Genomic DNA, 24334 nt, shown 5'->3' on the forward strand with positions numbered 1-24334 from the left:
CGTCGCGCCCTCCAGCAGCAGCCTCTCGATAATTAGGAATTCACCATGAAGTACTCAACATTAGACATGCGAATGGCTGCCTCACCGGCTGCGACGGTGGTCGTCAACGAGGCGATTTGGCAATGGAAACAGCGATGAGACGCCGTCAGAAGCGCGAGCGGGCAATCCTACGAGGTCGGTCGCGTGTCGTTGCGTGGCGTTGGCCACTGGAATTTCTGGGACTTGCGATTCAGGCCGTCGCGAAACGCAAGTCCGGTAAATTCCATGCGCAGCCACTGCGTGACCAGACCGGCCGTGACGGGCTGATTCATGCGCCATGGTGCGACCGCGTTCATCGGGAAGGTCTCGACAAGCACCAGACTCAGCAGTTGGTTCAAAGTCCAGGCCATCGAGCGAATTTGCATCCACAACTCCAGCACGGTGCGCGATTGCTGCCAGAGATTGCTCACGCCGAACCAGCGCTTGAGATTGTGAAACAGCGGTTCTATGCCCCAGCGGCGCGCGTACAACTGCACGATCTCCTGGGCGCTCAAGTCCGTTTCGCTCGCGAGCAGCAGACGGGGCTTGGTCCAGGCCTGTTTCTTCGCATCGAAGAACTGGCACCAGACGGCACGCACCAACGCGCCCTTGAGGAAGCGCGCGCGGGCCTCGGCAGAGCGCAGGCGAACCTGCTGGTCTTTGCCATAGAGCGGCATGCGCAGTTCGATCGCGGGCAGTGCTTCGATGGCCTCGGCGTTCAGGCGCTCGCCATAGATGCGCTTGCGACCACGTCTGGGTGTGGTTGGCGGTGGCGGCACGAGAAACAGCGCGGTGTCGATGCGCGCCTGTCCAATCACGTGCATTTGTCTGCGCAGCAAAGGCAATACCAGGCGGGCGCGCATGAACCACGAATCGAACAGTACGCGCACCGGCTTGTTGGCCACGCCCGCCAGAGAGCGGACCAGCACCAGCGCGATTTTCAGCTTGTTGCGGTTGCCGGTGTTTGGCACCAGCCGCGAGAGAATTGGCAGCACCAGGTTGACCCCGCCGTTGCCCAGCGCGCTCACGCCCAGCGTAACCCAGCACTGGGCCCGTATGAATTGCGGCCGATTGATCTTGCGGCTGTGGTCGTGGCGATACGCGCAACCGGGCGCCTGCTCCGAGGAGCGCGGCACCAGCGTATCGTCGATGACCAGTGTCAGCACATCGCATGGCAGCACTGTGAGCACCAGCAAGAACAATTGGCGGGCCAAACGCACGGTGCGCAAGCTGCCGCGCCCGAGAAGCTTGTAGTAGGTCGTCCAGTGCCTGCGTCGCGCGATGGCGCTGATAGCGCGCGTCACCCAGCCTTCTGGCGAAACCATACAGCCGCACAGCAGCTCGACAAAGCTCCCGCGAGAGCGAATTGGCACGGCCAGAAGCAGAAGGTTGATCCATTCGGACAGACACAGTCGTACACGGTTGGACAAAGACATGGGCAATCGCAAGAGGACCGAAAACGATCCTCATTGGCCGCCGCGCTGCTTGCGCTAAAACCCGCGCAAGCAGCGCGGCGGCCACACGATCATTGCCCCATGTCAAGCATTTTTCGATTTCTTGAATCCGTTTCCAACCCGCTCGTTGAGCGGGCCTGAATGTCTAAAGTTGAGCATGAAGTACTACCTGTGCAAATTTATCCCGCCGCGCGCGGATTTCCTGGCAACGATGTCGGCTGATGAACAGAAATGGATGAAGCAGCATGGCGACTTCTTAAACGACCTTCTCGACAAAGGTCTGATCGTTGCCCACGGCCCCGTCATGGACGAAACGGGTGGTTACGGTGTCTCGCTCTACGAGATTGCCGATGACCTGGATATTTCGGCACTCACCGCCGAAGATCCCATTGTGAAGAACGGTGCCGGCCATTACGAGCATTACACGATGCTTCATTTGAAGGCGCGTGGCTAATACCGCCAGACAGAAGTTGTGGAATTGTGCACGTTATGGACGGTGAACGGCATCGGACTTCGGTCAGACCAACATGCTATCGTTTGTTCAACGCATTCTCCCGCGGAACGAGCCTATGAAGATCGGGGAACTCTCGCAGCGTACCGGACTAACTCCCTCACGCATCCGCTTTTACGAGCGCATTGGGTTGCTGAAGACCGTCCATCGTCAGCCCAATGGGTATCGGACCTATCCACCCGAGGCCCTGCTGGTGCTGGATCTGGTGTCGACTGCGCAAAAGGCCGGCTTCAGCCTCGATGAAATTGGCACCCTGCTGCCGCTTGATCCGACGCAGTGGCGACACGGGAAGGTGCTCGAAACACTCCGCCTCAAGGTGCAGGACATCGAAGCGTTGGAGGCACGGCTGGCGCAGAGCAAAACCCATCTCGTCTCGCTGATTGCGGAGATCGAAACCAAGCCAGCAGAGATCGATTGCACCACTAATGCCCAGCGACTGCTGTCGCGAATGCGCCGGGGCGAAATGACAAGCCCTGCGCTGGCCTCCGGCGATGTCAAAGCACTGCGCAAGCCCCGCCGCCCACGACCGGAAACATCCCGCTAGAGCAGGGCCATTCCGACCTACCTTCGTGATCCTTCTTCCGGTCGCTAATCGATACTTAGGCACCTAAAGGCCTTGACCTTGAACTTTACTTCAAGGTTATCGTTGAGCCAGTCGAGCGTATCGTGGGCGCCGGTGTATCTGACTGCAGCAACGCCGCAATGCGTCCGCAATGTGCGCCCAGGAATAGTGAAAGGACGTTTGAACATGACAAAACGCATACTGCAGGTCGTCACTAACGTCGGCAATTATGCCGATCAGACCGAGCCTACTGGTTTGTGGCTATCGGAGCTAACCCACGCCTGGCACGTTTTCGGCAAAATGGGATACGAGCAGCAGATCGTCAGTCCGAAAGGCGGTGTTTCGCCGCTGGAACCGCGCTCCCTCAAATGGCCGCTCGCCGATGCTTCGGTGAAGGAATGGCTGAGCGACAAGCGCCGGCAGGCGCTGCTTTCGGCAACCGCCCGTCCCGATCAGATCGATCCGGCAGACTTTGATGCGATCTATTTCACGGGTGGCCACGCCGTCATGTGGGACTTTCCGGATGATGAGAGCCTTCAGCGAATCACGCGCGGCATCTATGAGCGGGGCGGAATCGTTTCGTCGGTCTGTCACGGCTATTGCGGTCTGCTGAACACGAAGCTCTCCGGCGGCGCGCTACTGGTCGCCGGACGGCGGCTTACCGGCTATTCCTGGGTCGAAGAAATACTTGCGGGGGTTGCCAGCAAGGTGCCGTACAACGCTGAGCAGGAAATGGTGCGCCGCGGCGCATTGTACGAGAAGGCATTGCTGCCATTCGTCTCAAAAGTGGTCACCGACGGCCGCCTGGTGACCGGTCAGAATCCGCAGTCGGCCAAGGCGACGGCAAGCCGGGTTGCAGCACTTCTTGGTAACTGAATCCGTCTCCGAGCGAGTCGGTCGCATCCAGCTAGAATGGCATCACAAGGGAATCGCCGGTGTGCCGGCGACCTGATTGGCGGGCAAGTTTCAGCCGGACTGTAACGAGCGAATGACGGCTGGACTCCATGAGCGGTCGTTGCCCTCCGGCGAGTTTATCGGCCGTAGTGGGTCGTTCTGAGCCATTTGATTCGGGCCGACAAGGCGCCGCGTCACCTGCACAATTGATCCGCCGCTGGCCGGGGCGACAAGCCAACGATCTCAATACATAGTCTCCTTACTGGACTGAGAAAAGGCGTCTGCGGCGCGCACGGCCGCGGCCCGCCAGCGCGAGCTGCGACGTTCTATGCCGCGCTCGGGATTGCGCTGCCATGACAGACCAGCGATACGCCAGTCCGACAGATCACTGCGGCACATCCTCGGTAAACGTGGCATCGACAAAATCCCGCAGCCGGCTCAGGTCGGTTTTCGCATAGGCGGCAGTGGTCTGCACCGAGGCGTGCCCGAGCAACGCCTACGCGGCGGGCAGCGGCACCTGATGGTCGACCACCAGTGTGCGCGCGTAGGCGTGCCGCAGCCAGTGCGGCGAGGCCTTGCGTAGCAGCAGCGCCTGCGCCGGATCGTTATCCGCCAGGCCGGCCGCGACCGCCGCCAGCAGGGTCTTGAGTTCCCGGTACAGGCCGGCCGCCTGCAGGGCCTCGCCCTTGTTGCCGTGGATCAGCGGCAGCGCCTCATGCGCCGGCGGCTCGGCCGGTAGGCCCCGCGCGAGCCGGTAGGCGCGCACGATGGCCACGCACGCAGCCGGCAGCGGAATGGCGCGCCGCTTGTCGCCCTTGCCGCGCACGTACAAGGTCCAGCGTCCCAGGGTCTCGGCTTCCAGGCGCGGCAGCCCAGCCTCGGCCGACCAGGCCAGTTCCGCCAGGCGCACGCCGGCATAGCGGAACAGTGCCCAGATGGCGCGCTGGCGCCGAGCGACCAACGCGTCAGCGCCGTCTGGCACAGGGATCGCGCACCACGCATCGCAGGCGGCCATCAGTGCCGGCGGCAGCCACCGCGTCGGCGTGAAGCCGGCGCGGGCGCGGCTGCCCGCGGACAGGCCCGCAGCCGGGTTCGCGTGCAGGTAGCCGGTGTCGTACCAGAAGCGGTAGCAGCTCGCCACCACCGCCAACGCGCGGCTGCGGGTCGCCTCCGCCAGCGGCCGGTTGCCGGGCGCGACGGTATTGCCACGGTCGTCACCGTGCTGCAGCGCGTGCCGGTAGGCGAGCAGGTGCTGGCGGCTCAGGTCGGACAGCGGCCCCAGCTGACGCGCCTCGCACCAGGCCATCAGCCGACGCAGCTCTGCGCGATAGGCGCGCCGCGTGTGGGCTGAGCGGGCGGCCCGGTCGCGCAGGAAAGCGCCAGCGCCTGGGCGTCATCGGTCGCGCCGAGCGTGTTGGTGGCGGCATGCGGCTGGGCGAAGCGCCCGGCGCGGGCCAGCCACGCCAAGGTGCGCGCGTCCTGATCCGCGAGCCACGGGCCCGGTGCCGCCGGCGCGGACGTTGCCTTCAGCGTCGTCGCAGTCGGCGCTGCCGCGCGCTGAAAGCGGCGCCGGTGGGTGTGCAACACTCGGGCCAGCACCGCCTTTGGGCTTGGCGCCTGCGCCGCCGGTAGAGTGCGCAAGCGCCCGCGCTCCCAGTACTCAACCGCCGCGTCGTGTGCGAGCAGCAGCTTGAGCACGGCCGGCTGCGCGGCCTCGGCCTCGGCCAGCGAGCCGTAGCGGCGCTTGACGCGCGCCAGCGTCCAGTGCGCATAGACCGGGTGCCCCAGCACCTCGGCCAAGTAGGCCAGTGCTGCCTCCACCGTCGGCGGCAGGGGGCGCGGCGGGATCGTGGCCGTGTCGATCCAGTCGGCCGGGTTCATGACTGGGCCCCTCGTTTGGCGCTCGCCTTGGGCGCCGATTTGGCCGATCCGGGCCTGGCGGCCTTGGCAGCGGGCGCCGCGGCCGCGAGCGTGGCGTGCAGTAGCTCGTCCAGTTGCGCGCGCTGGCTGGCGGTCACCGCCTTGAGCGCGCTCGCCTCGCCGGCAGCGGTCTGGCGCGCGGCGCGCTCGCTGGCCAGGTCCGCCTCGAGGCGCCCACGCACGTCCTCGAGCGAGGCCAGGCGCCGCTCGGCGAACTTCAGTTGCGAGGTGAACTGGCCGCGCTCGGCCTGCAGCGCGTCGCGCTGGTGCGCGGTCTCCTGGAGCAACTGTTTCGACAGCGCCTCGTAGCGCGCTTGCGCGGTGGCGATGGCCTCGGCCTGGGCGCGCTCACCGGCCGCCACGCGGTCCTGGGCGGCGCCCAGCGCCGCTTCCAGCTCGCCGGTGCGCGCGGCGAGTTGCTCGGCGCGGGTCCGTTCGGCCGCCAGGCCGGCGCGCGCCTCGGCCAGTTCGGTATCGCGCGCAGCCAGCTGTCCGCGCACCTCAGTCAACTCCTGGCGCAGCAGCTCGACCCGCAGTTCGGCCTCGGCGCGCGCGGCCTCGGCCACCTCGATCGCGGCCTGCGCCTCGCGTTTCAGGCGCACCACGTCGTCGAGCTGCACCGCGACCGCGGCCTGCCACAGCGCGCGCATCTGTTCGGCGATCTCGGGCGGGAGGTCCGGGATGGCGACCTCTGCCAGGCCCGCGCGCACCACTTCGGCCTCGATCGCATTGAGCGTGCGCGACAGCGTGGCCGGGTCGCCGCCGCCCAGGCGGTCGCGCAGCTTGCGCACCGAGACCACGCGGCGAAAGCGCGCGGCGGTTGGCGGCGCCGCGTCGCCGGCCTCGGTCAGCATGGCGAGCACGGTGGCGCGGATCTGGTCGGTCGGGGTAATCGTCCTTTTGCAGCAGATTGATACGGTCAGGCTTAAAAAACGTTACAGAACAATGACTTAGTGATCCTTCGCTTCGCGCTGCACCGTCCTTTCTTTGCCGATTGGTACGCGGTCAGCAGGCGCTGTCTCGCTTTTTGTGCAACGTCGATGTTGACTGTGGCCGTCCGCGTGCGTATGGCCACGCGGGCTTTATCATGTCGAGTTTGAAACATCCCCCTGGTAGCCTCTCGGCCAACCACCTACTTGACGAGACCATGAAAGCAACGATGCCGACCAAGCTAAGCGCCGCCAAACAAAGCCGCCTCGAGGTCATGGACGCCATCCGCCGCGCCGCAATCCGCGAATTCAGTCAGCACGGCTTCGCCGGAGCGTCGACCCAGGCCATTGCGGAAGGCGCCGGAATTTCCAAGTCGGCGCTGCACTACTACATCGAGGACAAGGAGGCGCTGTACTCGCTGATCCTCAGCGAGTTGATGAGCAGTTGGGCCAAGCTGTTCGAGTTCGACAAGAAGGCCGGCACGCCTGCCGAAATTCTGTCCGACTATCTACGCCAGAAGCTCACCTTCACGCTGAAGAACCCCGAACTGTCGCGGATCTTCACCACTGAGTTGCTCAGCGGCGGGCACCGGCTGGAGCGCCTGTGGCCGGACGCGGTGGAGAGCACCAACAGCCGCGTGGCAGTGATCGAGCGATGGGTAGAAAGCGGCCAGATCCGGCCGCTGAATGCCCGCCTGCTGATCATGCATATGTGGGCGATGACGCAATACTACGCCGACTATGCCATCCAGGCCGAGCAGATGATGGGCGCCTCGCTGCGTTCGCGCAAGACGCAGAAGCAGATACTGAATGAACTGATCGCCTTTGTGTTGGCCGGCTGCGGGCTGGAACTTGCAGCCGTTGCTGTGCCCGCTTCCTGATAGAGCGAATTTACCGCCCCGTTTCCGACCCAATTTCCGGACCTGATCCCTCTTTTAGGGTGCGCCGTGCCCCCCGAGTGCGTGGCGCACGCCTACTTCCCCGCCCTTGGCCGCCGTGTATACGTGGCCGCCGCCCCCATTCCCGGCTAAAACTCCCGCCCCACCTGGTTTCCGATCACCCGTCCGGGCGTCATCGGCGTCCATGGCATGCTCTTTGCTCTAGAACAAATAATTAAACCATTCGGTCAAACCATTTGTTCAATGAATGAGCCTACTATGGACGTGATGGTGACCAGGACGGTCGCCCTGACCGCGGAGGTCATCCAAGTTTTCCTGAGCCGCCCGGACGGGAAGGCACTGCCTGCCTTCGAGGCTGGTGCGCATGTCATGGTGACGGTGGCCCCCGGCATCACCCGGGCTTACTCGCTGTGTGGCGATCCTGCGGACACCGGCGAGTATGTGATCGCGGTCAAGCGCGAGAGCGCGGGGCGTGGCGGCTCACAAGCGCTGCACGCACGCGCCTGCGCCGGCATGACGTTCTCCATCGGCGCGCCGCACAACCTGTTCGCGCTGGCCGGGCAGGCGCCGCATCACTTGCTGATTGCCGGAGGTATCGGCATTACGCCGCTGGTGGCGATGGCGCATGCGCTGCATCGACGGAGGGAAGCGTTCTCGCTGCTTGCTTTCAGCCGCAGCCGGGCGCTGCTGCCGTTTGCGGAGTTGCTGAACGCGGGGTCGTGGAAGGATCGCGTCGCCACGTATTTCAACGATACGCCGCGTGCTGATCTGGCGGCAAAGTTTGCCACTATGCCCACCGGCACGCATGTTTACTGCTGCGGCCCGGATGGCTTCATGCGTCAGATGCGTGAGGCATGTAAGACGATTCCCGATTCGACCTGGCATCAGGAGAGCTTTGGCGGAAGTTTGCCAGCGGTCGACGCAAAGCCCCAAGCCTCCAGGCCCGTCACCCTGTTCCTGAACCGCAGCGACCGCCAGATCATCGCGCCGGCCGGCGCCACGCTGTTAGACGCGTTGCGCCACGCCGGCATCGCCGTTGACAGTGCCTGCGAGCAAGGCGCGTGCGCCAGTTGCGTGGTTGGCTACCGCGACGGCCAGCCTATCCACGGCGACACCTGCCTAAGCACCGAAGAGCGCCTGGAATACGTAGCGCTGTGCTCGGCCACGTGCGCATCGCCCACACTGACGCTGGATCTCTGAACATGGCCACCCAACTGATCCGCGCCGTGCGCCTGCCGCGCTGCCTGCTGCCGGAGGCTTGGCCAGAAGCCGACGCCAGTCCGCTGTTGGCAGACCTGGAAGTGTCCGGCGGCCGCTTCCGCGCCGTGCGCCCGCATGTGCCGGGGCCGACTGAGACGGACTCCATCGACCTTGCCGGTGCTCTCGCGCTGCTCGGCTTGCTCGAAGCCCACGCGCATCTCGACAAGGCTTTCACCCGTCAACGCCTGGGCAAGCTGGAACCCGGCCTGCTCGCAGCCATTGCCGCCATGCAGCGCGACCGCGCCCACTGGACCGACGACGACCTGCGCGCGCGTGCCGAACGCGCACTGCGCATGGCCTGGCACGCGGGCGTGACGCATCTGCGCACGCACGTGGACTGGTGGAGCCTGGCCGCGCCGCGCTCCTGGCACATCCTGACAGAGCTGGCATACGAATGGCGCCACCGCGTGCGCCTGCAGCGCGTGGCGCTGGTGCCGCTGCCGTTCTTCGCCAGCGCGGCGGATGCGGCCACCATCGCTGCGCAGCTGAAAGACGAACCGTACGCCGTGCTTGGCGGCTTCGTCCACACCAGCAACTACAGTCACGCCGCGCTGGACAACCTGCTGCATGCCGCGCTGTCGGCCTCGCTGGACCTCGACCTGCACGTGGACGAAGAACTCGATCCGCAAGCGCACGGGCTGGAACATGTGGCGGCTTGGGCCATGCAGCATCGCTACATCGGCCGCATCGTCTGCGGCCACGTATGCACGCTGGCATCGCGCGACGAAGCCGAAGCATTGGCGCTGCTGGACCGCGTTTCGCGGGCGCCGATCACGCTGGTGACGCTGCCCGCCACCAACCTGCTACTGCAGGACGCCAGCCTCGCGCGCACGCCGCGCCAGCGCGGCCTGACGCTGGTCAAGGAAGCGCACGCGCGCGGCATCCCGGTACTGATTGGCAGCGACAACGTGCAGGACGCCTTCTGCCCGCTCGGCAACTTCGATCCAGTGGAAGCGCTACGGCTGGCCGTGATGGCGGCTCAGCTGGACGATACCTTCGACACTTGGGCAGCCGCCATCTGCCGCGACGACTGGCTTGCCCCCAAGCCTGCGGCCCGCCGCTCGCTGGTGGGCCTGCCGGCGACGCTGACAGTCTTCCCCGACGCCGATCCCCACACGTGGCCTGCCAGCACCGCCCGCCGCGTGCTGCGCGGCGGCGCCCATTCCCTTCTCACGTGGAGCTAGACATGCCCCCCAACCCGAACTGGCGCAGCCGCTGGCACGCTATGCTGCCTATCGCCGCGCCGGCGATTTCATCTTCCTGTCCGGCGTGATCGCGGTGAACCCCACCAGCGGCCTGATCGTCAAGGGCTTCGACGACATTCCCGCCGACGTGGCCGACACCCTCGGCCGCACCGGTGAGTTCTCCACCGACATCAAGCAGGGCCCGATCCTGGCGCAGAGCTGGTACGTGCTCGACAGCATCCGCCGCACAGTGGAGGGTGCGGGCGGCCAGTTGAGCGACGTGTTCAAGCTGGTGCAGTACTTCACCAACCTCGACCACTTTCCGTACTACAGCCGCGTCCGCAAGCTGTTCTACCCCGACGTACCGCCCGCCTCCACGGTGGTGCAGGTTAGCGCCATGCTGCCCACCGCCGACATCATGATTGAGGTGGAAGCCACCGCCTACGTTCCCCAGCGCTGAGCGCGCGTCCCTGTTCCGCTGTCCCAACGCCACCAACCAGAGACCCACACCATGCTCCACGGTTACACCCCGCCCCAACGTTTCCTGCCTTACCTTAGCTGGACCGAGATCGACGCGCTGCCCGACCGCGCTAACACCGTGATCGTGCTGCCCGCCGGCGCCATCGAGCAGCACGGCCCGCACCTGCCCTGCGCGGTGGACAGCGTGGTAGCTGCCGGCGTGGTCGGCAAGGCCATGTCGCTGCTGCCGGACGACGTGCCGGCCTACGCGCTACCGCCGATCACCTACGGTAAATCTGACGAGCACCTGCATTTCCCCGGCACGATCACGCTGACCGGCGAGCTGCTGCTGCACACCGCCATCGAGATAGGCGAGTCGATCTACCGCGCAGGCTTCCGCAAGTTCATCATGGTCAATGCCCACGGTGGCCAGCCGCAGCCGCTGGAGATGGCGGCGCGCGAGCTGCGGCTGCGCCATGGCGACTTCGTCATCATCGTGCGCTCGGCCTGGAGCGTGCCGCACGAGGCGTCGTACCTCCCCGCGCATGAACGCCAGCTGTCCATGCACGCCGGCCACGGCGAGAGCGCCATCATGATGGCGCTGGCTCCGGACACCGTGCACATGGAACGCGCCGAAGCCAACATCCCTGAGCCCTTCCCTGCCCGACGCTCGCGACCGGCCGCCCCGCCGCGGCCTGGTGCGCGCGCGACTTCGGCGCCAGCGGCGTGATCGGTGACCCGAACGGCGCCACGCTCGAGCAGGGCGAGGCCCTGCTGGAAGCGCTGGGAACGCAGTGGGCCAACGCCATCGGCGAAGTGCATCGCATGCAGTGGCTGGTGCGCGAGGCTGCCACCTGGGGACGCGGCCAGTACTGCGGCGACATCCAGTCGCGCACATAAGCACGCCGCCTCCCAACTGCTTTTGCCCCCAACCCGCCCAAGCCCCGGAGCTATGTCATGGACACATCCAAGCTGCACCGCATCCTGAAGCCAACCCGCACAGCCCTTGCCACCAGCTGCACTATCCTCGCCACCGGCGCCGCGCAGGCCGCCACGCCTTTCGTCTTCGTCACCAACTGGTATGCGCAGGCCGAACACGGTGGCTTCTACCAGGCGCAGGCCGACGGCCTGTACCAGAAGGCCGGCCTCGACGTCTCGCTACGCATGGGCGGGCCGCAGGTCAACGCCGTGCAGCTCCTGGCCGCCAATCGCGCGCAATGCATCATCAGCGACGACATCGCCACCATGAATGCGCGCGCCAAGGGCGTGCCAGTCGAGCTGGTGGCCACCTCGTTCCAGCGCGATCCCACGGTGCTGATAGCGCACGACGACGTGGCAGACTTCGCTGCCATGAAGACACGTACGCTGCTGGCCTCCAGCAATGCCAACGCCAGTTGGCTGCCATGGGCCAAGGCCAAGTTCGGATTCAGCGACGAGCAGGTGCGGCCCTACACCTTCAACATCCAGCCCTTCATGGCGGACCGCAAGGTGGTGCAGCAGGGCTACCTGACCTCCGAGCCGTTCGCTCTGGAGCAGGCCGGTGCCAAGTTCAAAGTGTTCCCCCTGAGTGATGCGGGCTATCCCCCGTATGGCAACGCAATCGCCTGCCGCAGCGATTTCGTCGCGCAGCACAAGGACGTGGTGGCCGCCTTCCTGAAGGCCACCATGCAGGGCTGGAAGAGCTACCTCGCCAATCCTGCCCCGGGCAACGCGGCGATCCAGAAGGAAAACCCCAACATGAGCACGGCCCAGCTCGACTATGCGGTGGGCAAGCTCAAGTCCAGCGGGCTGGTCACCGGCGGTGATGCTAAGACGCGGGGGATCGGCGTGATCACCGCCGAGCGCGTCAAGGCCAGCTGGACCATGGCCGTGGCCAATGGCCTGATCGACGGCAAGTTGCTGTCGGTGGACAATCTCTACAACACCAGCATCATCGACCATATCCAGGTGCTGCCATGAACGTGGTGTTCGTGAGCCCGCCGGCGGCTTTGCACAATCCGGCCAATGCCGCGCCGCAGGGCGCGCACGCTCCCTACGCGGTGGAAGCGCTCTCGGTGGAAAAAATTTACGCCAACGGCACGCAGGCGCTGCGCCCGGTGGATCTACGCCTGGCGCCCGGCGAATTCGTGACGCTGTTGGGGCCGTCCGGCTGCGGCAAGAGCACGCTGCTGAAGATGGTGGCCGGCCTGATCCCGCCCAGTAACGGCCGTCTGCTGATCTGGCGCAAGCGGATCGACCAGTTGCCCGAGTCCGGCCGCACCCTGTCCTTCGTATTCCAGGAGGCCACATTGATGCCCTGGCATACCGTGTTCCGCAACGTGCGGCTGCCGCTGGAACTGGCCGGCGTGCCGCGCACGGAGGCGGACCGCCGCGTGCGTGAGGTGCTTTCGCTGGTGGGCCTGGCACGCTTCGAAGATGCGCTGCCACGCGAGTTGTCGGGTGGCATGCAGATGCGCGTATCGATCGCGCGCGGGCTGGTGGTCAAACCGGACCTGCTGCTGATGGACGAGCCGTTCGGCGCTCTGGACGAAATCACCCGCTACAAGCTGGACAGCGACCTCCTGGCGTTGTGGCAGCGGCACAACCTGACCGTGATGTTCGTCACCCATTCGATCCACGAGGCGGTCTTCTTGTCGCAACGCGTCGTGGTGATGGCAGCGCGGCCCGGCCGCATCGTGGACGACATCGTGATCGACGAACCGTTTCCGCGCACCACGGAATTCCGCCTGTCGGCACGCTTCAGTCAGCACGCGATGCGTCTGCACGAGAAGCTGGCAGAGGCCAGCGCGGATCAGGAGGAGGACGCATGAGTACCACTAACACTCAGCCACGGCGCGCGCTACCTCTGATGGACTCGCCGCGTGCCCGCCGTATCCTCGTGCCGCTGCTGGCGGCCGTCGTGCTGGTGCTCGCCTGGCAGGCCGCCGTGGTGGTCTACGAGATACCGTCGTACCTGGTGCCGTCGCCGGCGCTGATCTTCTCCACGCTCGTGCGCGACTGGGCGCTGCTCAGCAACGCCACGCTGTTCACGCTGAAGATCACGTTGCTTTCGTTCGGCATGTCGATCGTGATCGGCGTGCTACTGGCCTTCATGTTCGTGCAGAGTCGACTGATTGAGACCGTGTTCATCCCCTACGCGGTGCTACTGCAAGTCACGCCCATCGTCGCCATCGCCCCGTTGATCATCATCTGGGTGCAGAACACCACGCTAGCGCTGGTGGTGTGCTCCACGCTGGTGGCGGTGTTTCCCATCATCTCTAACACCACGCTCGGCCTGCGCAGCGTGTCGCCCGGGCTGCTGGCCTACTTTAAGCTGCAACGCACCTCGCGGCTACAGGTGCTGCTGCGGCTGCGGGTGCCCACCGCGCTGCCATACTTCTTCGGCGCGCTGCGCATTGCCTGCGGGCTGGCGCTGATCGGCGCGGTGGTGGCCGAGTTCGTGGCCGGCACCGGCGGCAGTAATACCGGGCTGGCCTACCAGATCCTGCAATCCGGCTACCAGCTGAACATCCCGCGCCTGTTCGCAGCGCTGACGCTGATCTCGGCCGTGGGCATCGCGCTGTTCGCGCTGATGTCGCTTGCTTCCAGGCTAGCGATCGGCCGCTGGCACGAGAGCGAGGGCGACCGTCCGGCCTGATGACGACCTGATGCCGGCTCCCCGTAACCAACGACTCCAAACGCTCATGACCCAATATTCCGAACGAATCGACGACCTGCAGGCTGCCCTACCTACGCTCGCCTGGAGCACCGCACCGCTGCAGGTCAAGCGGCAGTCGCGTGACTTCCACTGGTTCAGCCCCGTGCTCAAGCGACAACTGGACAGCAAGCGCGCCGACGCCTCCGTGTCCCCGCGCAACGAAGAAGAACTCAAGGCCGTGGTGGCCGCCTGTGCCCGCGCCGGCGTGCCGTTGACCATGCGCGGCGGAGGCACCGGCAACTATGGCCAGGCGGTGCCGCTGGAAGGCGGCGTGGTGATCGACATGACCGCCTGCAACCAGCTGCTGTGGGTCAAGGACGGCGTGGCCCGGGCGCAGGCCGGCATCAAGCTGGCGCCTCTGGATGAGCAGCTCAATCCGCACGGCTGGGAGCTGCGATGCATTCCTTCCACCTTCCGCATCGCCACGCTGGGCGGTCTGTTCTGTGGCGGCTTCGGCGGCATCGGCTCGATCAACTACGGCCCGCTGGGCGCGCCCGGCACCATCCTCGGCATCAAGGTCATGACGGTGGAGCCCACGCCTCGCATCCTGGAGCTGCGCGCGCCCGAAGCCATGCTGCACGCCCACACCTACGGCACCAACGGCATCGTGCTGGAGCTGGAAATTGCGCTGGCGCCGGCACAGCGCTGGGACGAATACCTGCTTGCCTTCCCTGACCACGTCAGCGCGTTTGCCTGTGCGCAGGCACTGGCCCAAGCGCCGGGCATCTCCAAGAAGAACGTGGCGATGTTCTCCGACCAGGTAGTGCCCCACTTTGTCAAGCTGGCGCCCAGCCTCAATGCCGGCGAGCACGCCGTGATCGCCGCGCTGGCGCCGCAAGCGCGCGAACCGCTGGTCAGCTTCTTGGCCGCCCACGGCGGGCGCATCGCCTGGCAGCAGGACGCGGAGGCGGCCCGCGCAAGCCAGCACACGCTGCTCGAATACTGCTGGAATCACACCACCCTGCACGCGCTGCGCGACGGCAGCGCCATCACCTATCTGCAGACCGCCTACGCCTACGGCCAGGAGCGCGAGCAGCTGGACCTCATCGCGCGCGAGGCCGGCAGCGAGGTGCTGGACCACCTGGAATTCATCCGCGACATACAGGGCCGCGTAACCTGCGTGGGCCTGCCGCTGATCCGCTTCACCACCGAGGCGCGGCTGGCCGAGCTGATCGCCCTGCACCGCGCGCACGGCATCAAGATCAACGATCCCCACGTCTACACGCTGGAGGACGGCAAACACGGTGGCTCGCTGGACCCCGCCATCGTCGCCTCCAAGCGCGCGTTTGATCCGGATGGCCTGCTAAATCCCGGCAAGGTGCGCACGGTGATGCCGCAGTTGCCTTCCTAATCCGTATCCGTAGTAGTTCCCCCGTTGTACGCAGTCGCCCTGGCGCCGCGCTCCGCGGCGCTGCCCCCTATTGTCCAACACCACGAGAGATATCAGATGCACGGCAGTCAATTCACCTTGATCAGAAGCACCCTCGCCTGTGCCGCGATGGCGGTAGTCCTGGGGCAGGCCGCAGCGGCACAGGCCGCGGATGCGGAAACGCAATCGACCATGACCGCTGCAATCCCTGGCGGCTCGGAAGGCGCGGACAGTCCGCCGACCACGGCGCCCGTGGCGCTGCCGACCGTCGTTGGCAATGAGGCTACCTCGTTCTCAGAGGTCTTCACCAAAGGCCGCTTCTCGGGCAACTTCCGCACCATCTACTTCTCATCCCACAACGCCTTCTTCACCCCGGGCAAGAACCAGGACACCATCAGCTACGGTGGCAACCTGGCCTATCGCACGTCCAGTTACTACGGATTCTCCGCCGGTGTCAGCGGCTTCATTCAGCGTGGAATCAACCATTCGGACAACCCGGCGCAGGTCGACGGCTATCTCGGCCCCAACCTGCTGGGCATGGGCGAGGCCTACCTGCAGTACGATCGCAACGGGATCAAGGTGGTGGCCGGCAACCAGCAACTGGATGTGCCGTTCGCCTCTACCTACGACTGGCGCATGGCGCCGCAGCTGTTCCAGGGCGTGTCGGCGCGTTACGGCGACAACGACAACTTCCTGACCGCGTTCAAGATGATTCGTTTCAAGTCATATATTGACAACTCATTCCGCAAGGGCACCACGTACAACGTCAATGTGGACTCGTTCTCGTCGATCGGCAATACGGAGACCAACGGATTCTGGGGTGTGGGCGGCGCCAAGATGCTGTCGCTCGATCCGCTCTCGGTCAATTTGCAGGGTTGGTACATGACGTACCAGGATTACGCGAAGCTCGGCTACGTGGAAGGCAAGGTCAGCGGTAACGCGGGCAGCCTCCAGCCCTTCGCCGCGGTGCAGGTGTTCCACGAGACCGGCGACGGCCGCGAGCTGCTGGGGCATGTCAACAGCCAAGTCTACGGGCTGCAGCTCGGCGTCAAGCGCCAGTCGCTGACGGCCACGCTGGGCTACGACCGCATCGTGCCGAACCACGATTCCTACCTGAACGGCGCGCTGGTCACGCCCTACGCGCACAACGTGTCATCCGGCCCGCTTTTCGCGCAGCCGTTCCTGAGCAGCACGCAGGACCTTGGCGCCGGCAATGCATACGCCTTCGACGTGAGCGGATCGCCGATTGCCGGGCTGGTGCTGGGCGCGCGCTATTCCTTCATGGATTTGAAGTCGAGCGCCACGTCGGTGAGCCAGAACCAGTCGGAATATCTGGGCTATGTGATCTACAACCTCGGGGGCAAGCTGAAGGGCTGGAGCATCGCTGACTTCCTGGCTCTGCAATCGTCGCCGGCCAGGAGCGCGCGCTTCATCCAGAACCGATTGACGCTGCAATACGCCTGGGGCACTTGAGGGGATAAGGCGGTGTGGAGGGAGGGCGGCGATGCGGATGCGCCTCTCTGCGCAGCCCGCCCTTTTTGTTTAAGCTGAAGGTACTGCTCGGCTTTGGCGAGCAAGTCGGCGCTGGCGTGCTACATGGATGACCGCTACAAGCATTTGCGCCTCGTAGGCGGAAAATGCATGCCGTGCCAAGTCGGTGATCTGGCGCTGGCCGGGAATGAGGAGGCAGCGATCGTAGAGCCATCGCTGGGCGGTGGCGACAAGTTCATCCAGGTGTGGCGCTGCGGCAGCTTGCACGCGGAGCATCTCCAGCAAAGCGGCCTGGCTGGTGACATCGAGCGCCTTGATGCCAAGGTGCTCCTTGACCCATTGCTGATGCTCGTACAACGTCCGGCGTCGCTGGTACAGCGTCTTCAGGCTGGCAATCGACAGCAGCAGCGCGAAGAAAGCTTCGCACAGGTACCGAAGGAGATTGCGCGGAACGGCAGCAAACCGGTCCAACGGCCGACCAAAGTCCCGGAGGCAAACGAGCTGTAGGCCGACCGCGGCGAATCTGTCGGCCCGAAACCGCTCCCGTATTTGCCACGATGTTAGCTCTGGTGAGCTGAAAAAACTGCCACAGGTCAAATTCTGTCAAGCGGGCAGGCAACTCTTCCCCTGCCAACGTAGCGATACTAAAATGCCGAAATCTACACTTTTCGTTGGTGTCATTCGGGGCAAAACTGTACGACAAGCCTCGCATGGCTGCAATAGGGTCAGGCGAGTGAGTTGCAACGGAGTTCGGGGCTGACTAATAACCGTATCAATCTGCAGGAAAAGGACGATCACCCCAACAAGCTCTACGGCCTGGTGCGCAAGGGCAGCATGGGCACGCCGACCGAGGTGCTGGCGCAGTTCTGGCAGGACCTGCGCGACAAGATGCACGTGACCATCGCGCACCCCGAACTGCCGGACGCGCTCAAGGCGATCGCCGCCAATGCCGTGCAGTCGATCTGGCAGGCCGCCAACGAGTCCGCTAGCGGCGAACTGGCCGCGCTGCGGGCCGAAGCGCGGTTGCAGGCGAGCGAGGCGGAGGCGCAGCGCGACCAGGCGCGCGCCGCGGTGGTAGTGGCCAAGCAGGAGACCGTCGCCGTGCAGGCCGAGCGCGACGCCGTCCAGTGCGCGCGCGCGGCGCTACAGGGGGAGCTGGAGGCCGAGCGCCAGGCTCACGCGGCCGCGCAGGCGCGTCATGACGAGGGCAAGCGCCAGGTCGAGGCGCTCGAGCGGCAGTTGCTGGAGCTGCGTACCCAGTTCTCGACGGAGCTGGAACACACCCGCGAGCAGGTGGCTGTCGCGCAGGAGCGGGCCAGCGCCACCGAGCGCCGCGCGCTGCGCGAGATCGACCAGGAGCGCACATTGCGCCAGAAGGCCGAGCAGGCGCTCGCGGAATTGCGCGCTGAGCTGGCGGCGGCGCAGGCGAGGGCGCAGGACGCCGCCGTCGCCGGCGCCGAGGCGCGGGCGCGGTTGCAGGCTGAGCGCGATACGCTCAGCCTGCGACTGGCGGAGACAGAGCAGGCGCTCGGGCGAGGGCAGGCGGCTCGAGACGAGCTGCGGGCGCAACTGGAAACGGCGGTACGGCGCGCCGAGCGGGCCGATGCGCAAGCCACCGCGACGCGCCGCCTGGTAGGTGCCAAGCGCCGGGTGCCTGTGACGCGCACCAAGTTCAAGCCCGGGCCAGCCTGAAGGCGTGGGCGGGGGCAGGGTTTGTCCACCGCGCCACGGGATAAGCCTGTGGACAAGCCGCGCGGGGGCAGACAGCCGACGGCCTCTCCGGATTTGATTAAAATTTAAGCAAAAGATAGCGGCCACATCCTCCCGCCGGCAATGATTCCCACCGCAGCCATCACCTGGAGCAACCCTGAAATCCAACGCTCCCACCAGAAGGCACAACGCGGGATCCGGCGCTGCCCCAAATTTCTTCACCTACACCATGTCAATCGAAATCGAGCGCGCGCAAGCGATTACCTGGATCCGCATCCAGATGGCCCAGCATGGGCTGAGCCTGGCTGACTTGCAGGCCGCCGGCTGCTTTGCCGAGCCGCCGCCGACCCCAACGCCAGGAGCGGTGCGCTACCGCAATGCGCACGGGCAGGGCTGGGACGGCCGCGGCGCCATGCCGGACTGGCTGCAGCGGGCGATCCACGCCGGGCAGACGGTGGAACACTTCCGCGTTGGCTGACGTGTCGACCTGCTGGATTAACGATAAAGTGCACTGGTCGCCACCCGAGCAGTAGTTCCGGACTTTTAATCCGTTGGTCGCGTGTTCGAGTCACGCACGACCCACCAGCATTGCAGAAGGCGTAGCGGGCAACCGCTACGCCTTTTTTGCGTTCTGCAGCCAGCAAAAATTCGCCTTTGCCGGAAATCTGCCGGAATCGCACCATCCAGGCCTGTATCAACATTGCTTGTTTGGAGCACCCGGATGGCTTACATCGCCCAGCGTGGCGCGTACTGGCGCGCAGAGGTTCGTCGGAGAGGGTTCAAACCGACCTACAGGACCTTTGACACTCGGCTTCTGGCCCAACAATGGGCTCGCAAGATCGAGTCGGAAATGGACGCCGGCATATACATCGACCGCTCAGAAGCTGAGCGCACGACGCTTAGGGAAGCGCTCGAACGCTACCGCCAAGAAATCGTACCCTCCAAGCGGCATCCGACCCAAGAAAACGGCCGAATTCAACGATGGCTCGCGACGGAGCTTGCCTATCGCGGTATCACTTCGCTGCGAGGCGTTGATTTCGCTCGCTACAGGGACGCGCGCAGAGGCGAGGGTAAGGCGGAGAACACGATCCGTTTAGAACTCCAACTCCTGAGCCATCTGTTTGAGACTGCACGGAAGGAGTGGGGGATGGAGGGCTTGGCGAACCCGTTGAAGAACATCCGAAAGCCAGGAGGGAGCGCTGCGCGCGACCGCAGGCTCGGCGACGGAGAGTACGACGCGATTCGCGCCCAGCTCGAGTTCAGCACGAATCGATACGCAGCACCAGCGTTCGACCTGGCCATCGAAACTGCGTTGCGGAAAGGTAGCCTCTTCTCCCTCCGTTGGGAATGGATTGATCTTCCTAGGCGGATGATCCGCTTTCCGGCGGAGGCTCGACGCGCAGCGAACAAAGGAGTCCCACCAGTCCTGCCTCTGTCAAGGCGTGCTCATAGCGTTTTGACGACGCTGCGCGCGTCCTGTGGGCTGGGGGCAGAGACTTGGACCGATAGCGACCACGTTCTCAAGACCACGCCAAACGCCGTATTGCTCGTTTGGTCTCGTGCCTTGGCGAAGCTCCAGATCGATGATTTGCGATGGCACGACCTTCGCCACGAGGCAGTCTCGCGTCTTTTTGAGAAAGGTCTCCATCCCATGGAGGTGGCGAGCATCAGCGGTCATCGGAGCATGCAGATGCTCAAGCGCTACACGCATCTGAAGCCAGAAAACCTCTTAGACCGTCTCGGCTAGATACCGGAAGCATTTGCAGTCTGTGCAATCGACTTCGTCGGCGTGGCTCGGCGCTGGCGCAAAGCGGCGAGCCTAGTGGCAGCCACCACAAGACTCGCCTAACCACAACCCACCTTCTGTGGAGGTCTGTTATGGCTAACCCAATTCTACTGTCTCACCCTCTGCGCAGTCTGTCACAGGACAGCGACCTGTCCTGTGTCCTCGATTTGGAGGACCCCTACCGCATGTCCTTGGCGCGACTGGAAGAGATCATCGCGGTCCAGCCGGCTGGCGAAATCCGTGCCTATCTGTTTGGGCTGTATGACATGCGCCGCGCCGCCGTCTATGCAGGGGGCATCGAATGAAGAAACTCCTAGCCGTCGCCGTTGCCATGGCGGTCTCCGCACCGGTATCGAGCGAGACCGTCGCGGAAATTATCGATGCTGGTATTGCCATGTCAGAGGCTTACAAGACGAGCCAGCGTTCCGCAGCGGAGGCTGCGGAACGCGCTCAAGAAGACAAGATGTACTGGACATGCAGTTGCGTGGGGGGCAACCCGGTTTGGGGATACAAGTCGTTGCGGATGCTCCGGGCAGAGAACGGCGGCAAGGCCCAACGCTCCCAGGTGCTCTTTGAGTCACATCCGCAAATGAGCCTGCAGCTGAATACCCCGCTTTCCACGCTCTGCAAATGAGCCACGCAGAGGGGCAAGCCTCGGCTTGCCCCTACGAAGGGCACGAGCGCATGCTCGCGCGATTGAGCCTGCGCGTCCTTCTGCCAGATGGCTATGCGGCAGAGGTGACCAATTCCATCGCTAGTCCCGTTTCCGAACCCCCGCCTCGCAGGCACATCCCTTTGAGCCATCATCAGCGGGCTTGGATCTATCTGAAGGCATGGGCGCGGCGATAACCGTAACTATTGGGGGCCCGCTCGGCCCCTTGATACGCCGGTCACCCGCAGGTTCCAGCCCTGCGGCGCGTGTCTCAGCGATCGCCTTCGCGATGCCGCGGCGCATGTCTGCTTGGAACCGATCGCTCATCAAATACTGGGTCAGCTTAGAGTGCTTTGGGGTCGCCATACACATTTCCGTTTGCTCCAGCATACATGCCCAGTTGACTCGGGGCATGCAATTTCCGAACGGATCATTCAAGAAAGCTACGCCCGGCACAACGGGGACAGAGTGGCTTTGCCCAGAGCTGGAGTATCGGTATCATCGTCGACAAGCCGTTCCGAGGCGATTGTCGGGTGATGTGAAAGCAGACGATCAGGCGCCGCTAACGTCCTGCCAGTCAACTGACGCTGAGTTTGTCTTGTGGCTACAACCTCGCCCTGCCAGCGCGACTGGCAACGGCCGCTTCGTCACGGGCTGTGACATCACATAATCAACGCATTCTCTAGCAGACGCGCAATGCACATCGATCAGGCCATCGCCGCAGCACTTCGCAACGTGGCCGAACACGGCGACACGGACATTTTCTCGTTCCCGTTCGAAAACCTGTTGTTTCGTGACAGGGCATCGGACTCGGTCGCATTGATACAGGCCATGCACGCCAAGCGTGACCACTGGCTTTCGGTCTATCCGCCCGAAACGATGCGCAGTTTGACTCAGGTCGGCTACGCCGGGTTTCGTTGGGCTACGCTAATCGATCCATTCTGGAACTGCTATTACTTGTCACTGGTGCTGTCGATTGCCGGCAAGATCGAGTCCGTTCGCGTACCAGAAGCCGACAAAACGGTGTTCTCTTACCGTTTTCAGTGGCAGGATGCCGATGCCAAGATCTTCAAAGACAGCACATGGATCGACTTTAGGAATCAGTGTCTGCTGCTCAGTAACGATTACCCTGTGGTTGTGCAGACGGACATTTCCGACTTCTATTCCCGAATTTACCATCACCGTATAGAGAACGCACTTCAGCGGCTGCCTGGCGTGGGGGATCAGCCGAAGCGACTCATGGACCTGCTCAAGCAGTTCTCGCAGAATGTGTCTTACGGTCTACCCGTAGGTGGCCCAGCTTCACGAATTCTGGCCGAACTTTCGCTCGATGGAGTCGACAAGCTCTTGGTCCGCCGCGGCGTGCGCTTTTGCCGCTACGCCGATGACTATGCCATCTTCTGCGCCGACAAGGCCGAGGCCTATCGTACACTTGTTTTCTTATCTGAAAAGCTCGCAAACGAGGGGTTGGTGCTTCAGAAGAAGAAGACACGCATCCTCTCCGCGCAGGAGTTCCGAGAGACAGCGCAGTTACTGGACCCAGCTGAGGCCGCAAACGCGCTGGCCACCGAGGAGCAAAAGCTACTGAGCATCTCGCTGCGTTTCGATCCCTATTCACCCACCGCCGAGGAGGACTACGAGGAGCTCAAGGGGGCCATCCAAGAAATCGACATCATCGGAATCCTGGGCCGTGAAATCGCCAAGACCACGATCGACTCCTCTGTGGCTAAGCAGGCTGTTCAGGCTATCCTCGCTCTCGATCCAGTGCAGCGGCTGCAGGCGGTGGGCATGTTGCTCGATGGCGACAACGTTATGACGCTCGCACCCGTGTTCGTGACAGTCATGCGTGTCGTACGCGAGATCTACACGAGCTCAGCCTCAGATGCGCGAGTCCGCATCGACGAAGCTCTCTGCAATCTGTGGAACAGCCGGTCGCCGTTGTTGTCGGTGGAGGTAAACCTCTCCTACTTCATCCGAGCCATGGCCGGCGACCAAACACAACAAAAAGAGGAGATTCTGATCAGGATCTTCGAGGAGAGCGCCAACCCGATGATTCGACGCTTGGTCATCCTGGCGATGGCCAAGTGGTCCTGCCACTATTGGCTCTCCGATGCGAAAACAAAATATGGCGCGATGTCGGTTTTCGAGCGCCGCGCCTTCATCATCGCGTCTTATTTCCTCGGGGACGAGGGCAAGCACTGGCGAGATCACGTCAAAGCCAGTTGGTCCGAAGCTGAGATGCTGATCCGCGACTGGTTTTCCAGTCGATTCCAGACCAACAAGAGCGTTCCGCTATGATCTCCGAGCGCGTCTTCGCGAAGTCTTTCAGTTCGTTCTGGCAGGAACTAGTCCCCTTGTTGACGCCGCGTTTTGTTGGCCTGTTCAACGAGGCTTATCGGAAGGATCTTGTCGATAAATCTGGAAGCCTGCTCGAAGCCATTCCGATCGAGCCCGGCACACGGGCCGACATCGTTGCCGAGTTTGCCTTCTGGGGCGCCAGATTGCTGCACGACAGCGGCCGAGAGGCGGAAAGCCTGCTTGACCAGCCCGAAATAGTGCAAGAGGCAAGCGGCATGGCCTTCGAGGTAGTGCAAAAGTACGAAGGCGTAAAGCCCGACGTGATCGCGCCGCTGTCGCCCTCCGAATTGCGTCAAGGCTTAGCACTTACGAAAAACTATGCGTCCCTTTATCGTGCCTGCCTGCCGGCAGACCACATCGAGTTCAGCCCGCGGTTTCAGGGTTGCGGCTTCCTGAACGCCGCTGAGGGTGATCTCGGCATCGACGGGACATTGGTGGAAATCAAGACGACGACGCGTAAGGTTTCCGGAAAGGATTTGAGGCAGCTCATAACCTACCTCGTACTTGACGCAGGAGCCGGACGACAACGTTGGAGTCACGTTGCCGTTTTCAACCCCCGACGCGGTACGTTTCATCGTGCCGAGGTCGATGCGCTACTACTTCGGATTTCTGGCGGAAAGCCCCGTGTCGATGTTCTCGGGGAGGTAGTGGAGTTCGTCCAGGCGACAGAGTTGGTGAACGACCGAGCATTTTGAACATCGGGGCGGTCCGAGTCTAGCGGCTGGATTGTCAGGACGAGTTACCGCTCCTGGCTGACTGTTACCGGGACGTCAACTCCCCATCCGAGACCGGCTGCTCGCCGGCCAGACCCGGAGTGGCCGTCTTGGTAGACGACTTGCCAGGCGGCACGAAGGTTCGGATGGCGGTTGTTGTTAAGGATTGTTCGACGCCTGCCCACACGCGCCGCTCCCTCTCACAGTCCTGCAGACGAGGGCAGGCATCAGACAACCCTTAACAGCACCTGTCACTCGCGGACTCACGGCTAAACGACTGCCGCCGCCGAAAGCAGTCCTTTGACAAAGGGCAAATCCTCCGGAATTGGGATGTTCCAGTGGCCCCTCGGCTAGCGCCTGCAGCTTATAGGGGCCAACTCCGATGCATCAGGTGACGCGGTACTCACGTGTCAAATTATTTTCCGCTTTATCAACCTCATTTTGAGGTAAAATTTCCGGAAACGTGAA

At 63.8% G+C, this 24334-nt stretch carries 20 protein-coding genes and 3 pseudogenes; 19 read left to right on the plus strand and 4 right to left on the minus strand.

The genetic code is table 11. The features are described 5' to 3' along the window. Positions 1 to 167 precede the first annotated feature (167 nt). Positions 168 to 1454, minus strand: coding sequence for a transposase (locus tag OMK73_RS04620; protein WP_267600424.1), 1287 nt, complete (start codon positions 1452 to 1454; stop codon positions 168 to 170). Between the two features lie 175 nt (positions 1455 to 1629). Between OMK73_RS04620 and OMK73_RS04625 the strand changes: the two genes are divergently transcribed. The 3 genes from OMK73_RS04625 (at position 1630) to OMK73_RS04635 (ending at position 3421) form a co-directional block, all read left to right on the plus strand. Further along, positions 1630 to 1926 carry a YciI family protein gene (locus OMK73_RS04625; protein WP_267600976.1) on the plus strand — a complete coding sequence of 99 codons (297 nt, stop codon included), beginning with the start codon at positions 1630 to 1632 and terminating at the stop codon, positions 1924 to 1926. Positions 1927 to 2041: 115 nt separating this feature from the next. Then, positions 2042 to 2527: a MerR family transcriptional regulator gene (locus tag OMK73_RS04630; RefSeq protein WP_267600977.1), complete on the plus strand. Its 486-nt coding sequence runs from the start codon at positions 2042 to 2044 to the stop codon at positions 2525 to 2527. 204 nt (positions 2528 to 2731) lie between these two features. Continuing rightward, positions 2732 to 3421, plus strand: a complete 690-nt coding sequence (locus OMK73_RS04635) for a type 1 glutamine amidotransferase domain-containing protein (RefSeq protein WP_267600978.1) — start codon at positions 2732 to 2734, stop codon at positions 3419 to 3421. Between the two features lie 403 nt (positions 3422 to 3824). On the opposite strand, the pseudogene OMK73_RS38785 reads toward OMK73_RS04635, so the two are convergent. Together OMK73_RS38785 and OMK73_RS04645 are read right to left on the minus strand one after the other, a co-directional pair. Continuing rightward, positions 3825 to 5320 (minus strand): annotated as a pseudogene (locus OMK73_RS38785) (tyrosine-type recombinase/integrase). Next, entirely contained in the window at positions 5317 to 6270 is a 954-nt protein-coding gene (locus tag OMK73_RS04645) for a DNA-binding protein (protein WP_420715473.1), read from the minus strand. Before OMK73_RS04645 ends, OMK73_RS38785 begins: the two are co-directional and overlap by 4 nt. Before the next feature lie 236 nt (positions 6271 to 6506). Here OMK73_RS04645 and OMK73_RS04650 point away from each other — a divergent pair, with 236 nt between their 5' ends. The 10 genes and pseudogenes from OMK73_RS04650 (at position 6507) to OMK73_RS04695 (ending at position 16629) form a co-directional block, all read left to right on the plus strand. Then, on the plus strand, positions 6507 to 7169 hold the full coding sequence (locus OMK73_RS04650) for a TetR family transcriptional regulator C-terminal domain-containing protein (RefSeq protein WP_267600979.1): 663 nt from the start codon (positions 6507 to 6509) through the stop codon (positions 7167 to 7169). 261 nt (positions 7170 to 7430) lie between these two features. Next, positions 7431 to 8387 (plus strand): PDR/VanB family oxidoreductase, encoded by a 957-nt coding sequence (locus tag OMK73_RS04655; RefSeq protein WP_267600980.1) that lies wholly within the window; start codon positions 7431 to 7433, stop codon positions 8385 to 8387. A 2-nt stretch (positions 8388 to 8389) separates the two neighbouring features. Beyond that, entirely contained in the window at positions 8390 to 9631 is a 1242-nt protein-coding gene (locus OMK73_RS04660) for an amidohydrolase family protein (RefSeq protein WP_267600981.1), read from the plus strand. Then, positions 9609 to 10091, plus strand: coding sequence for a RidA family protein (locus OMK73_RS04665; protein WP_267601343.1), 483 nt, complete (start codon positions 9609 to 9611; stop codon positions 10089 to 10091). Before OMK73_RS04660 ends, OMK73_RS04665 begins: the two co-directional genes overlap by 23 nt. A gap of 51 nt (positions 10092 to 10142) precedes the next feature. After that, positions 10143 to 10990, plus strand: a pseudogene (locus OMK73_RS04670) (creatininase family protein). Positions 10991 to 11047: 57 nt separating this feature from the next. Beyond that, complete coding sequence (locus OMK73_RS04675; protein WP_267600982.1) at positions 11048 to 12049, plus strand: ABC transporter substrate-binding protein; 1002 nt, start codon at positions 11048 to 11050, stop codon at positions 12047 to 12049. Beyond that, complete coding sequence (locus OMK73_RS04680; RefSeq protein ID WP_267600983.1) at positions 12046 to 12900, plus strand: ABC transporter ATP-binding protein; 855 nt, start codon at positions 12046 to 12048, stop codon at positions 12898 to 12900. Before OMK73_RS04675 ends, OMK73_RS04680 begins: the two co-directional genes overlap by 4 nt. Next, entirely contained in the window at positions 12897 to 13727 is an 831-nt protein-coding gene (locus OMK73_RS04685) for an ABC transporter permease (protein WP_267600984.1), read from the plus strand. The genes OMK73_RS04680 and OMK73_RS04685 overlap by 4 nt, the downstream gene beginning before the upstream one ends. A 46-nt stretch (positions 13728 to 13773) precedes the next feature. Beyond that, positions 13774 to 15138 carry an FAD-binding oxidoreductase gene (locus OMK73_RS04690; protein WP_267600985.1) on the plus strand — a complete coding sequence of 455 codons (1365 nt, stop codon included), beginning with the start codon at positions 13774 to 13776 and terminating at the stop codon, positions 15136 to 15138. Positions 15139 to 15234: 96 nt separating this feature from the next. After that, a complete protein-coding gene (locus OMK73_RS04695) occupies positions 15235 to 16629 on the plus strand; it encodes an OprD family outer membrane porin (protein WP_267600986.1) in 1395 nt (464 codons plus the stop codon). 72 nt (positions 16630 to 16701) lie between these two features. Here OMK73_RS04695 and OMK73_RS04700 read toward each other — a convergent pair. Further along, positions 16702 to 17291: pseudogene (locus OMK73_RS04700) on the minus strand (DUF4158 domain-containing protein); the annotation flags it as partial. Between the two features lie 94 nt (positions 17292 to 17385). On the opposite strand from OMK73_RS04700, the gene OMK73_RS04705 reads away from it, so the two are divergent. From OMK73_RS04705 to OMK73_RS04730, 6 genes are all read left to right on the plus strand, one after another. Then, entirely contained in the window at positions 17386 to 18339 is a 954-nt protein-coding gene (locus OMK73_RS04705; RefSeq protein ID WP_267600987.1) for a DNA-binding protein, read from the plus strand. Positions 18340 to 18586: 247 nt separating this feature from the next. Then, on the plus strand, positions 18587 to 18835 hold the full coding sequence (locus tag OMK73_RS04710; RefSeq protein ID WP_267600988.1) for an H-NS family nucleoid-associated regulatory protein: 249 nt from the start codon (positions 18587 to 18589) through the stop codon (positions 18833 to 18835). 243 nt (positions 18836 to 19078) lie between these two features. Then, positions 19079 to 20104 carry a site-specific integrase gene (locus tag OMK73_RS04715; protein WP_267600989.1) on the plus strand — a complete coding sequence of 342 codons (1026 nt, stop codon included), beginning with the start codon at positions 19079 to 19081 and terminating at the stop codon, positions 20102 to 20104. Between the two features lie 340 nt (positions 20105 to 20444). Then, positions 20445 to 20777, plus strand: coding sequence for a hypothetical protein (locus OMK73_RS04720; RefSeq protein WP_267600990.1), 333 nt, complete (start codon positions 20445 to 20447; stop codon positions 20775 to 20777). 714 nt (positions 20778 to 21491) lie between these two features. After that, on the plus strand, positions 21492 to 23093 hold the full coding sequence (locus tag OMK73_RS04725) for an RNA-directed DNA polymerase (protein WP_267600991.1): 1602 nt from the start codon (positions 21492 to 21494) through the stop codon (positions 23091 to 23093). Next, a complete protein-coding gene (locus OMK73_RS04730) occupies positions 23090 to 23848 on the plus strand; it encodes a hypothetical protein (protein WP_267600992.1) in 759 nt (252 codons plus the stop codon). Before OMK73_RS04725 ends, OMK73_RS04730 begins: the two co-directional genes overlap by 4 nt. Positions 23849 to 24334 lie beyond the last annotated feature (486 nt).

Source organism: Cupriavidus sp. D39, assembly GCF_026627925.1.
Taxonomy (GTDB): Bacteria; Pseudomonadota; Gammaproteobacteria; order Burkholderiales; family Burkholderiaceae; genus Cupriavidus; species Cupriavidus ulmosensis.